The following is a 13,476-nucleotide window of genomic DNA, read 5'->3' as shown; positions in this document are numbered from 1 at the left end:
ATGGCAAAATATAGTGTATTACAACATCCTGTGGAAACATTGTTATCATGGATCAAGTCAGGTGAAATTGCAATTCCTGAAATACAACGCCCATTTGTATGGAAAGCCACAAAAGTAAGAGATTTGATAGATTCTTTGTATAAGGGCTACCCGGTGGGTTATATTATTACCTGGCAAAACCCAACCGTAAAACTTAAGGATGGTTCCGTATCAAGAAACAAAAAAGTGTTGATTGACGGTCAGCAACGTATTACAGCTTTAACCGCTGCAATTGTTGGGCTAAGAGTTTTAAATGACAATTATAAAGAAATTAATATTAAAATCGCTTTTAATCCAATTGATGAAGAATTTGACGTTTTAAACAAAGTGCATGAAAATGATTCTAAATGGATTAATTCCATCAATCCTATTATTAATGACGAAATAACGATTTCCAGAGCGATACGTGAATATTTAAAAGCGAACGAAGATAATCCAGCTGTCACCGAAGAACTAATAGAAGAAAGATTAGAAAATCTGAAACGTATCAAAAATAAAATGGTGGGTATTATAGAACTTGACCATTCACTTGATATTAATACAGTGACTGAAATTTTTATTCGTATCAATCAAAAAGGAGTTGTATTAAGCAACGCCGACTTTGTGATGAGTAAAATTGCTGCAGACGAAGAACATGGAGGTAACCGTATGCGAAAAATGATTGACTACTTCTGTAGATTAATCGTTGACAAAGATTTTAATAAACACATTGTCGATAACGATAAGATATTTTCAGAGCACGCTTATTACAATGCTATAAAATGGATGGCGCGTGAACAAGACAATCTTTATAAACCCGATTATGTAGACATGTTACGCGTTGCTTTTACTTATAAGTTTCAAAGAGGTAAATTTAGTGATTTGGTCGCGTTACTTTCTGGTAGAAATTTTATTACAAGAGATTTTGAAGAAGAAATTGCAACAAAAAGTTTTTCTGATTTAGAGGAAGGATTGTTAGCTTTTGTAAGCCAAACCAACTATCAGAGGTTTATTATGATTGTGCAATCTGCCGGGTTTATTGATTCAAAACTTATTGCTTCAAGAAACAGCTTAAATTTTGCCTATGCTCTGTATCTGCATCTCCGTTTTCTTCGTATGCCAGAAACAGAAATACAAAAATACATCAAACGTTGGCTGGTATTTTCTCTACTCACTGCACGTTATTCAGGTTCGGTAGAATCTGTTTTAGATGATGACATAAAACAAATTAACGAAAAAGGAATTGCAGCTTATCTAAGTCTGATGGAGCAAACACATCTAAGTGATGGCTATTGGAAATATGGTTTAGTAGATAATTTAGAATCCTCAAGCACAAATAACAATTCTTTTAATGTTTACCTATCAGCCCAATGTTATTTTAATACAACGGCATTTCTTTCAAAAAGCATGACGATTAATAGTCTAATAACTCAACGAGGAGACATACATCATTTATATCCTAAACAATATTTGACCAAATTCGGAAAAGCGCCTAAAGAATACAACCAGGTTGCCAATTTTGTATTTACTGAACAGGCTACCAATATTAAGATTGGAGCTAAAGCACCGGTTGATTATATGAAGTTGGTCTTTGACCAAATAAATGCAGGGAAAAACGACTTTAGTTCCATAGACGACCAAAGCAGCTTGTTGGAAAATTTCCGATTAAATGATATACCTCTACTATTAAATGATGGAGAGCATCATAATTATGAAGAGTTTCTGCGAAGAAGAAAGGAATTAATAGCTACTAAAATAAAAATGTATTATGAAAGCTTATAGTGGCTACAAAGATTCGGGAGTAGAATGGTTAGGAGAAATTCCGGAGCATTGGGAGTGCATTAGGATGAAACACTTATTTAAAGATCATTCGGAAAAAAATAAACCTAACGAAGAATTGTTGTCTGTAACTCAAAATCAAGGTGTAGTTCCAAGAAGTTGGGTAGAAAACAGAATGGTTATGCCGTCCGGTGCTTTAGAGTCCTTTAAATTCATTAAAAAAGGAGATTTTGCTATTAGTCTAAGATCTTTTGAAGGGGGCCTAGAATACTGTTATCACGATGGGATAATTAGTCCGGCGTATACTGTACTCAAAACTAAAAGAAAGATAGCTGATAATTATTACAAATACCTATTTAAATCTTTTTCCTTTATTTCGGAATTACAAACTAGTATTGTTGGAATTAGGGAAGGGAAAAATATTAGCTATCCCGAATTATCATATTCTTTTTTGCCAGTCCCAGTTTTAGAAGAACAAACCGCTATTGCTAACTTCTTAGACGAAAAAACCGCGAAAATAAACCAGGCCATTGCTATTAAAGAGCAACAAATCGCTTTACTGAAAGAACGCAAACAAATTATTATTCGGGATGCGGTAACCAAAGGTTTGGATAAGAAGGTTAAATACAAAGACTCGCGTGTGGAATGGATAGGAGAAATTCCGGAGCATTGGGAAGTTAAGAGGTTGAAGTATATCTTGAAAATCAGAAACACTAAAATTTTAAGCAAAAATTCCGATTTTAAATATGTTGGCATGGAAAACATTCAGTCTCAAAGTGGAAAATATATTGAAACTTTATCTGACGTCGAAGGACTATCAAATTATTTTGAAAAAGGAGATATACTATTTGGGAAATTGAGACCATACCTTGCTAAAGTATATTTGGCAAAATTTGAAGGAATATGCTCTACTGAATTCATTGTTTATTATTCACCTTTTAATAACTTTTATCAGAAAGTATTATTAAGTAATGATTTCATAAATTTTGTTGATTCATCAACATACGGTGCGAAGATGCCTCGAGCTAATGCTGAGTGGATTGGGAATATTTTTTTACCGTATCCTACAATAGTCGAGCAACAAGCAATTGTTTCCCATATTGAAACTCAATCTTCAAAAATTGACGAAGTGGTTTCCATAAAAGAACAGGAAATAGAAAAATTAAAAGAGTATAAAATGAGTTTGATAGATTCGGTGGTAACAGGTAAGGTAAAAGTTTGTTAGTTTTTAAAATGTAGGAATATGAAATATGTTGATTTATTTTTTCAGTACTTAATGAAAAAAAGATGGCTTCATTATGTCATTGGTTTAAGCGCATCGTCAATATTATATCTGGAATTAAACAAACCCAAAATCCCCGATGAAGCAAGTCCGGATTACTCAAAAATAGCTAACGAACAGGGTGAAACTATGAAGTTACTAACAGGTTATGTTGTTGATGTATTTGGTGGTGGTCCAAATTACATTGCAATTTTAGTATTGACAACTCTTATATTATTTTGTATTTATGCTGAAATAAAAATTAATATGCCTGAAAAACCAAAAGGAAAATCTATTAAAAATATTTTTTCAGGTTGGTTTCAAGTAAATAATCAAACTAATTACTACGATAAGGATGAGTAATATTTTTTCAGGTTGGTTTCAGATTAATTTAATTAAAAACTATAAGATTTTCAGAAGACCTTTCAAAATTAAAGAGAATTGGTTTGCTAAACTATATGATAAACACTACACAAAAGATCTTCAAGTAAAGTTTAATCCTGACCTATTTGTAGATCAGGATAGAGGAAAAGCAGAAGAGCTATTAAACGAAATTAAATTTAACTCCTCCCAAATTTCACAATATCGAAATGAACTTAGAATATTATCTGATTGGTTAGATGACTTCCCTAAAGTTTATAAGGAGTTAAAAGATTTTTTGCGTGGTGAAAATATTACAATTAATGCAAATTCAAAACAATATGAACAATTAGAATTGTTACTACAAAGAATTCCTTCAATTAAGGCAAAAATACAAGAACAAAAAAACATACTTGGTAATGGAACTAAAAGTGAGGAAACATCATTACCTAAAATAACTTTTGATCATGACTATAGTATTGGATTTGATGTTAGAAGAATTGATGAATATGGAGAAGATTTAAAATTCATAAAGGAAATCCCATCTGAAATATACCCAGTCGCAATAGTTTTTAGAAGGCAATCAGAAATTATAAATCAAATTCAAACCTTGAATTCTTTAGATAGTGATTTTTTTAATACATTAAAAATAATCCACGGTAAAGCAGGGATGGGAAAATCAAATATTTCGGCATATCTAACTACATCATTAAAAAATGAAAACCACCCGGTTATCATAGTAAAAGCAAAATCATTTGATGGAAATCCAGATGAATTTAATAGAATTCTTATGGAACAATTACTCGTGCCAAACAATTATACAATTGAAGAAGTTTTAAAAAAAATCAATAATTACGGAAAAGTTCTAAACAAGAGAGTAGTAATCATATTTGATGGATTAAATGAAACCACGTATGCTAACGAGGGCTTTAGCAAAATTTGGGAAAAGAGCTTAGATACTTTTATAGAGATATTAAAAAACTATAGATTTATTTATTTCGTTTCAACTTTAAGGACTTCATATATTTCCAGAATTTGGGATAACAATCAAATTCCTTATTCAAATTTTGAATTAACGGGGTTTAATGACAATAATTTAGAAACAGTAATAAAAAAATACTTTGATTATTATAATATTGGTTACGATCAATTAGTTAAAGGGGATATTTTTTATTTTAAAACTCCTTTATTAATTGATTTATATTGTCAAATGTTGAACCCCCAAAAAGATATTGGAGTAATAGCAGTTTTTGGATTAAATGGTTTTAAAGATGTTTTTGAGAGATACATTTCAAATCTTTCAGACAATGTAAAAAGAAAACTTACTTTAGGAACATCTGACCAAATTATAGAAGGAATTGATAGATGCTCTGATGCAATGTTGGGTAATTTGGAAGCAAATATTCCAAAAATGAGTTTTTATTCCTTAATGCAAAACCAGAATGTTGTCAAAATTGGGGGGACAATAGGTGATGAGATATTATCTGAATATTTAATTTATCTTGATGAAAATCATAAAGGCAAAGATGTTATAGTTCATACACAGCAAGAAGTTGGTGGGTATTTACTTGCCAAGGAATTAGTAAGGAAACATAGTTCTATTGATAATGTAATTAACTCAGATTTTTTCAAGGATAGTATTATTGGTGATCATGATTTATTACATCAATTAAAAGATGATATTTTAAAATTTCTACTAATCGAATCAAATGAAAATTCAATTGTTTTTGAAAAATACATTGATAATCCAACAGTAAAGAATTTTACTTTAATTACATTGGAAACTGAAAAATTAAATTCCAAAACATCAGTATTAAGACAGAAACTTAGTGGTGGATTAAAAACTAAAGAAGAAATTAATGAACTACTAAATGGATTATACAGCACATTTTTCGATCTTGATTCACCTTTGAACTTCGATTTCATAAAATCACAGCTAATACTACTAGAAAGCAGTGTTTTTGAATACACATGGTCAAAATTTATATATGATAATTATTATGAAATAGATAGTATAGCGTCCGATATTGTGGAAGACATACTTGTATTTGAACAATTACTAAATAAAGAGCTATATATTGATTTTTTAATTTGGAATTTCGAAACTACAGTTAGACAATTAAGAGATAAAATATATGTTGTTTTACTTAATTTTTTTGAACGACACCCTAATCAGATTTTTGAAAAAGTTATCGAGTACTCTAATTTTGAAAGGCCATATATATATGAGCGTTTAATGTCTCTCTGTTATGGTATATGTTTAATAAATCAAAACAATGTTGAATTTATACAAACTACTTTAAAGGATAATATTAGTAAAATCTACGAATTACAGTTTGGTAAAAATCCTAAAAGCCCAGTTTATAATTACATTGTAATTGACTGTATAAAACATATAGTTGATTTGGCAATTTTCAAGGGAGTTTTTACAGTTAACGAAGACGAATTTGACAATTTCAATAATTACAGGTTTGAATTAGACAGTTGGTTTGACGTTGATGAGCAAGATGAAGACAAAGTCAGGGATATTTACTTGCATTGGACAATGGACGACAATCCTGATCCACTAAGAGGTGATTTTGTTCATTATACAATCCCAAGATTGGAGGAGCGAGATAACGAAAACAGGTTAGCGAATACTGCTCATATTTACAAGCACATCATCAATTTAGGATATCATTCAAATGTAGAAGGCTTAAGCCAAGAAGACCTTAAATTTAGGAGAGGGGATTCCCTTTATGGGGTTGAAGACAAAATTGATAGATTAGGAAAAAAATATTCTTGGATTTCGTTTTTTGATTATGCAGGTTATTTACTAAATCAGGGTAGGTTAAACGTTTGGAGAGAAGATGATTCTGAGTTTGAAAAATCATATGATAGATTAGGTGATATTGAAATCGAAATTACTAATCCGAAACCTCTCATCTATAATGTAAAACTAACTGATACCGATTTATTTTCTCATAAAGATAGAACTCAAGATTGGGTTTACAAACCAATGTATGATTCAGTCTTTGATTTGCTAGAGAATGGAGACTTTACATTATTATCAGGGTTTATTAATCAACGAGAAACTGAATCCTACGACAGTAGATCATTTCTATTAATTAATTCTTTCTTTGTTAAAAAAGACACTATCTTAGGGGATATTAAAAATATATTTAATAGAGAATATGACTGGAGAGAAGATGTTATTACTTCAAATAGTTCTCTATCAAAAGTTTATTTTGGGGAATTATATTGGGCAGACAATATACCACCTATTGTTCTAAATCATAGTGATTTGCCTACCGAAGAGGATGTGGAAATTGATCACATGGTTACCCCAATGGATATATTCCATTATCCTGAAAAATACAAGGAAGAAGACTTAAATAAATTCGTGAAAAAGATAAAGAAAAAAAGGATTTCTTTTGAGTATGAGCCAACATTAATAGATTATTTGTGGGAAAGTAATTCGAAAATTATTCCAACAATAAGTTCTACTATACCTAATATAAATATTGGAAAACAATTAGATTTGAGAGCAGATGTGACAAGGTTGCAGGTACTTGATAATAATAATACTCTTGCACATAAATCATTTGAATTTGAGGAAAATTATTATGCTCAAAATTTTGAATACTTTAGAACAGATTTATTAATTGAATACATAGAAAAGAATGGTTACTTGTTAGTATATCAGATTAAACAACATACATATGATAGAAATGCAGGCGACCGTTCTGGTGATTTCAGAGGTATGCAATTCTTTCTATCTCCATTAAACAATTAAATTATGCCTAGCCAAACCAACGAACTAGCATTAGAAGCCTCAATAGAAAAAATACTTGCCGGAACTTCTTTAGAAGACCTTAAACAAGAAGGGAGCCTCAACGAACGAAAAGAAGTATACCGTTCGGGCAAAGGTTATTATATAGGTTATCCCTCTGATTTCAATGCAAAATACGCATTGGATGAAGAACGTTTTTGGCACTTTCTGGAAAGTACGCAAGCAGAAGAGTTAGCGAAGCTGCAAAAACAATCGGACTGGAAGTTAAAAATCCTGGAGCGTTTTGACCGTTTGATTAAAAAATATGGTGTCCTTCGTTTGCTTAAAAAAGGATTGGAAGTAGACGATGCACATTTTACGTTGTTCTATGTGGCACCTCTAGCAAGTAGCAGCCAGGCAATCAAAGATAACTTTGAAAAAAACGAGTTTTCTGTAACGCGTCAATTGAGGTACTCAAATGCAAACCCATTAGAGGAAATCGATATGGTGTTCTTCATCAACGGTATTCCTTTTGCTACTATGGAACTCAAAAACCATTGGACGGGTCAGAATGCAAAAGTCCATGGGATAAATCAATACAAATTTAAAAGAGATATAACCCAGCCTTTGTTGAATTTTGGGCGATGTATTGTACACTTTGCAGTAGATACTGATGAAGCTTACATGACCACTAAACTCGATGGGGCTAATACTTTTTTCCTTCCATTCAATTTAGGTAACAATAACGGCAAAGGAAATCCACCTAATCCATTTGGGCATAAGACAGCCTACTTATGGGACGAAGTATTTACGCGAGACAGTATTGCTAATATTATACAGCATTTTGTACGTCTTGATGGTAAAGAGAATGATCCTCTAAGCAAGAAAACGCTTTATTTTCCGCGTTATCATCAAATGGATGTTGTACGCAAATTAGTCCGTCATGTCAGTATAAATGGAACAGGACAAACCTATTTGATTCAGCATTCAGCAGGATCCGGTAAATCCAATTCTATTACTTGGTTGGCATATCAACTAATCGAAACTTATCCGGTAAATGAAAATACGCAGGGAAGCAAAGGAATCGCAAATCCTTTATTTGATTCGGTAATTGTTGTAACCGACCGTCGTATCTTAGACAAACAGCTGCGCGACAATATCAAAGACTTTTCAGAAGTTAAAAACATTATCGCCGCAACTTTCAATTCTAGAGATTTAAAAACAGCTTTAGAGAGTGGTAAAAAAATCATTATTACAACTCTGCAACGATTTCCTTTTATCATTGACGGTATCTCCGATTTAAGTGATAAGAATTTTGCGGTCATCATTGATGAAGCGCACAGCAGCCAAGGCGGAACCACATCTGACAAAATGAATCAGGCTATGGGGAATCTGCCTTCAGAAGAAGATACAGAAGACGCTCAAGATAAAATACTAGCTGCGATGCAATCGCGAAAGATGAGAGGTAATGCCTCATATTTTGCATTTACGGCTACACCGAAAAACAGCACCTTAGAAAAGTTTGGAAGCAAACAAACTGATGGTAGTTATCAGCCATTTCACCTTTATTCAATGAAACAAGCCATTGAAGAGGGGTTTATCTTAGATGTGCTGGCCAATTACACTACGTACCGTAGTTATTATGAAATTTCTAAATCTATTGAAGACAATCCGCTTTTTGATACTACTAAAGCCCAAAAAAAACTAAGAGCCTTTGTTGAACGTGATCCCAGAACCATTTCTACCAAAGCTGAAATCATGCTCGACCATTTTACTACACATGTAGTAAGTAAAAAATTGCTAAAAGCGAAAGCAAAAGCAATGGTGGTTACACAAAGTATCGAATCAGCTATTAACTATTATCTGGCCATCAAAGATATTCTTAAAGCTAAAGGCAATCCATTTGATGTAGTCATCGCATTTTCGGGCACAAAAAAAATCAACGGCATCGAATACACCGAAGATGGACTAAATGGTTTTGCCGAAAAAGATACCAAAGATAAATTTGATGAGGATCATTACCGCTTATTGGTGGTTGCCAATAAATACCTTACAGGCTTTGACCAACCCAAACTCACTGCAATGTATGTAGACAAAAAACTACAAGGAGTATTAGCGGTTCAAGCATTATCACGCCTAAATCGTTCGGCTAATAAATTAGGTAAACGAACGGAAGATTTATTTGTATTAGATTTTTTCAATTCTACAGAAGAAATTAAAGACGCGTTTGACCCTTTTTACACTTCAACAACACTAAGCGGTGCTACCGATGTAAACGTCCTACACGAACTCAAGGCTTCGTTGGATGATGTTGGTGTTTACGAAAGCTATGAAGTAGAGGATTTTGTCCTAAAATATTTCGATAAGGCAGATGCCCAGCTTTTGAGTCCAATCATAGATACCGCTGCTCAACGTTTTAATCACGATTTGGGATTAGAAGATGCCCAAAAAGCCGATTTTAAAATTAAAGCAAAGCAGTTTGTTAAAATTTACGGGCAAATGGCTTCCATTTTATCTTTTGAAATACTTTCTTGGGAAAAGCTGTACTGGTTTTTAAAATTTTTAATACCAAAACTTATCGTAGCTGATCCAGATGCTGACATGGATGGTTTATTAGACACTATAGACTTAGCTACTTATGGTTTAGAACGTGTAACTCTAAATTCATCAATTAGTTTGGACGATTCGGAAACCTTGTTAGACCCTCAAAATCCAAATCCGCGTGGAGCACACGACAAAGACGAGGAAGAAGACCCTTTGGATCTAATCGTCAAAAGTTTCAACGAACGCTGGTTCCAGGGCTGGGAAGCTACTCCTGAAGATCAGAGGGTAAAATTTATTTCCCTAAGTAAAATGATGATGGCTCATCCCGATTTTCAGACAAAAGTGGCAGACAATAAAGATGCTTCCACTCAAGAATTAGCCTTTTATAAAATATTTGATGATGTAATGGCTAAACAGCGTAAAAACGAATTGGATTTATACCGCTTAATAGCAAAAGACAATGCCTTTAAGCAAGCTTTTATTGATACTATGAAACGAATGGTAGGTGTGCAGGGCTAATCGATGTAAAGTAACCTGTTGCGTTTCTTTTAGAGAGTATTTTTGAAGTGTAATCCTATAAAACCGCCTGACTCATATGCTGATATAAAGTTATTATATCTATATTTGCATGAATTTTTAATTTAAATTTCTTGCATCGGTATGTGATTTGCAATATCTTTATTTAAAGAATAACACGATGAAAAAATCAACAGAACTCAAAAAACATCTTAGGCGAGGGAACGTATATAGACGGAATGATCTTGAAAAATGGTCTAATTCGGTTGATAGACACCTCACTGAACTTGTAAGTGAAGGAACGTTACAAAAGCTTTCGCAAGGCCTATATTATTACCCAAAAGAAACAGCTTTTGGAATAGTCCCCCCTGATGAGAAAGTTTTGGTTCGTAGTTTTCTAAAGGATAGTAAATTTCTCCTCACATCGCCGAACGACTATAACAGGCTTGGAGTTGGTACAACTCAGCTTTACAACAAAAGGGTTGTTTATAACAAGAAACGACATGGCGAACTTGAATTGGGAGGTCGAAAGTTTTTCTTTCATATAAAACCCCGTTTTCCGAAAGAAGTAACTCAGGAATTTTTACTTGTGGATTTGGTTAATAATCTTGATGCGCTTGCCGAAGACACTAACCTGGTTTTATCAAAAGTTCAAAGTAAGGTTAAGACATTAGATATGGAAAAACTTCGCCAAAACGTGAAAGCCTATGGTAGTGTGAAAGCTAAAAAGCTATTTCTACCGATGCTAAACACACAACATAATCAAAGCTATGCCTAAGAAGTATCTGCATGAACATCCTGATTTTGTAAGCCTTTTGGAAATTATAGAAAAAGACACAGGAATTCAGCTTCAGCTAATCGAAAAAGATTACTGGATCATGCACGTGCTTTATGGGCTGCAAAAGCAAGGTTTAGATTTTGAATTAAAAGGAGGTACATCATTATCAAAAGCGTATAAAATAATAGACAGGTTTTCGGAGGACATCGATATACACATCAAACCACCTACTGATTTAGTAGTAGATGAGAATCCAAAGAAGATTAAAGACAAAAGTGTTCAGTCCCGGAAAGAATATTATGATTGGCTTGCAAATAATATTAAAATTGATGGTATTATTTCTGTAGAGCGGGACTATGATTTTGATGACGAGTCTTATTATCGTAGCGGCGGCATCAGGTTATACTATGAATCAAAAACAGGTTATGTAAAAGGCTTAAAAGATGGTATTTTGCTGGAAGCGGGCTTTGATACGGTAACCCCTAATTCAAGAATCTCAATAAGTTCTTGGGCATACGACAAGGCTGAAAACAATCCAAAAGTTTCTATCCTCGACAATAGAGCATTTGATGTCGCCTGTTATCATCCTGGTTATACTTTTGTTGAAAAATTACAGACGATTGCAACGAAGTATAGGCAGGAACAAAACGGTGCTGAAGTTCGTCCGAACCTGATGCGACAGTATTATGATGTATATTCTTTGTTAGCCAATAAAGAGGTTCAGGAATTCATCGGTACACCAGAATATTTTGAACATAAGAAAACCCGCTTTCCCAAAGCCGACTTTGAAATCCCGATCATAGAAAATGAGGCCTTTCTTTTAAATAATCCTGAAATCAGGGAAGCTTTTAGAAAACGTTATACTGCAACTGCTTCATTGTACTATAATGGTCAACCTGATTTTGATGATTTATTGGAACGTATAAAAGCAAATATTGAAAAATTATAATGGTCTTGACAGGTTTAACAGGTAAGTATATAAAACCTGAAATTTAATGTGCAAAATATGTATCTTTACAGCAGAAATTAGCTCTGTGAAAAAAGCAGGTTTAAAGACGATTTAAAAATAGTGTAGAAAGTTCGTGGCACAGCCAAAATGAACTTTAGAAAACATAGCAATGAAGCTGGGTTTGGCGCAAAAGTTCGAATCCCTCATCCTCCCATTAGATTTATCTTTTTCAATTATAAACCACCCTAAATCTGCCATTTATTTTCGCAATAATCTATTTAGTCGCTTCTGATATTTTCAAATTGCGAGCATATATCTGATGTACATTAATGGCACATTAAAATTTCATTAATGCAATATTGAATATTGCTTGCGCAATTGGAGTTGATAACTCGTACCCTTGTCGCCCAAAAGAAAGACATAAATACCATAGGAATCCAATGCCTTTCTTTTCAGATATACTTCACAAATCGCTTAGCGAAATTTCCATCGTCTCAAAATAAAGTATTTATTTTCAATTTAAAAAATTGTATTATTATACCGATCCATATCTAAAATTAAATAAATAATTTAGCACTATATTTATTATCATTAAATGAAATAACTAGCGAAAAAACTTTCTTCTAACAGGCAATCGTAATTAAATGATACAATCAAGGAGAGGAGAATTTTACGGGCAGACCAATAAGATCATTAACTTAGAAGGAATTATCCTGACTGATACTGTCTATACGCATGATAAGGTAGATTGGCATTATCACGAAAATGCCTATTTTACCTTTATACTTGAAGGCAGCGTGATTGAGGGCAACAAAAAAGAGACGTATAATTGCTCTGCCGGTAGTTTACTATTCCATAACTGGGAGGAACCTCATTATAATATCAAACCAGAAGGATTGACAAGAGGTTTTCATATAGAGATAGAAAAAAATTGGTTTCACAAACTTGAATTCAACGCAGCTGATTTAGAAGGCAGTAATTATTTGGATAGTCTGAATTTGAAATTTTTAATGTATAAAATCTTTTGGGAAACCAAACTTCATGATAGTACAACCCCACTATCAATACAGGTATTATTGCTCGAAAGTTTGGCACAAATGCAGCAACATGATAAAATCAAATCCATTAAAAAACCTGCTTGGGTGTCTGAAGTAAAAATGATATTAAACGACCAGTTTTCAGATAATCTTACTTTAGAATATTTATCACAATCGCTGAATATTCACCCTGTCCACCTGTCAAGGGATTTTTCAAAATACTTCAATTCAGGTCTTGGAGAATACATCCGGAAATTAAAGGTGGAAAAAGCATTGCAGCTTATCTCAGAAAAAAAGCTTGATTTGACAGCAATAGCGCATGAGTGCGGCTTTTCAGACCAAAGCCATTTTACGCGTTGTTTTAAGGCAGTAAACGGAATTAACCCATCCTTGCATCGAAAAATTCTTTCTCGATAAATAATTTCCGGATGTTAATCCTGTTCTATTTTCATAATTTATTTGGCTATACTTTTGAAGCAAAGT

8 protein-coding genes are annotated in these 13,476 nt (G+C 33.0%); all 8 read left to right on the top strand.

Going from position 1 to position 13,476, the window contains the following annotated elements:
- Positions 1 to 1,800 (top strand): DUF262 domain-containing protein, encoded by a 1,800-nt coding sequence (locus NHE85_RS12720; RefSeq protein ID WP_252812468.1) that lies wholly within the window; start codon positions 1 to 3, stop codon positions 1,798 to 1,800.
- Positions 1,787 to 3,022: a restriction endonuclease subunit S gene (locus tag NHE85_RS12715; RefSeq protein WP_252812467.1), complete on the top strand. Its 1,236-nt coding sequence runs from the start codon at positions 1,787 to 1,789 to the stop codon at positions 3,020 to 3,022. Before NHE85_RS12720 ends, NHE85_RS12715 begins: the two co-directional genes overlap by 14 nt.
- An 18-nt stretch (positions 3,023 to 3,040) precedes the next feature.
- Complete coding sequence (locus NHE85_RS12710) at positions 3,041 to 3,421, top strand: hypothetical protein (protein WP_252812465.1); 381 nt, start codon at positions 3,041 to 3,043, stop codon at positions 3,419 to 3,421.
- Complete coding sequence (locus tag NHE85_RS12705) at positions 3,414 to 7,193, top strand: ATP-binding protein (RefSeq protein WP_252812463.1); 3,780 nt, start codon at positions 3,414 to 3,416, stop codon at positions 7,191 to 7,193. Before NHE85_RS12710 ends, NHE85_RS12705 begins: the two co-directional genes overlap by 8 nt.
- 3 nt (positions 7,194 to 7,196) lie before the next feature.
- The gene (locus NHE85_RS12700; RefSeq protein WP_252812461.1) at positions 7,197 to 10,232 is read left to right on the top strand and encodes a type I restriction endonuclease subunit R; all 3,036 of its coding nucleotides are present in this window, start codon (positions 7,197 to 7,199) and stop codon (positions 10,230 to 10,232) included.
- A gap of 178 nt (positions 10,233 to 10,410) precedes the next feature.
- Positions 10,411 to 11,007: a DUF6088 family protein gene (locus NHE85_RS12695; RefSeq protein ID WP_252812459.1), complete on the top strand. Its 597-nt coding sequence runs from the start codon at positions 10,411 to 10,413 to the stop codon at positions 11,005 to 11,007.
- Positions 11,000 to 11,956, top strand: a complete 957-nt coding sequence (locus NHE85_RS12690; RefSeq protein ID WP_252812457.1) for a nucleotidyl transferase AbiEii/AbiGii toxin family protein — start codon at positions 11,000 to 11,002, stop codon at positions 11,954 to 11,956. The genes NHE85_RS12695 and NHE85_RS12690 overlap by 8 nt, the downstream gene beginning before the upstream one ends.
- Positions 11,957 to 12,600: 644 nt before the next feature.
- Complete coding sequence (locus NHE85_RS12685) at positions 12,601 to 13,410, top strand: AraC family transcriptional regulator (protein WP_252812455.1); 810 nt, start codon at positions 12,601 to 12,603, stop codon at positions 13,408 to 13,410.
- Positions 13,411 to 13,476 lie beyond the last annotated feature (66 nt).

The sequence above is a fragment of the Flavobacterium sp. NRK1 genome, assembly GCF_024054175.1.
GTDB lineage: Bacteria > Bacteroidota > Bacteroidia > Flavobacteriales > Flavobacteriaceae > Flavobacterium.
Note: the sequence above shows the minus strand (reverse complement) of the source record. Positions and strands in the feature narration are given on the sequence as shown.

What these genes read in the sequence shown, in the direction of transcription:
- NHE85_RS12720 (WP_252812468.1), top strand. Translation starts at nt 1, where the DNA reads ATGGCAAAATATAGTGTATTACAACATCCTGTGGAAACATTGTTATCA.
- NHE85_RS12715 (WP_252812467.1), top strand. Translation starts at nt 1,787, where the DNA reads ATGAAAGCTTATAGTGGCTACAAAGATTCGGGAGTAGAATGGTTAGGA.
- NHE85_RS12710 (WP_252812465.1), top strand. Translation starts at nt 3,041, where the DNA reads ATGAAATATGTTGATTTATTTTTTCAGTACTTAATGAAAAAAAGATGG.
- NHE85_RS12705 (WP_252812463.1), top strand. Translation starts at nt 3,414, where the DNA reads ATGAGTAATATTTTTTCAGGTTGGTTTCAGATTAATTTAATTAAAAAC.
- NHE85_RS12700 (WP_252812461.1), top strand. Translation starts at nt 7,197, where the DNA reads ATGCCTAGCCAAACCAACGAACTAGCATTAGAAGCCTCAATAGAAAAA.
- NHE85_RS12695 (WP_252812459.1), top strand. Translation starts at nt 10,411, where the DNA reads ATGAAAAAATCAACAGAACTCAAAAAACATCTTAGGCGAGGGAACGTA.
- NHE85_RS12690 (WP_252812457.1), top strand. Translation starts at nt 11,000, where the DNA reads ATGCCTAAGAAGTATCTGCATGAACATCCTGATTTTGTAAGCCTTTTG.
- NHE85_RS12685 (WP_252812455.1), top strand. Translation starts at nt 12,601, where the DNA reads ATGATACAATCAAGGAGAGGAGAATTTTACGGGCAGACCAATAAGATC.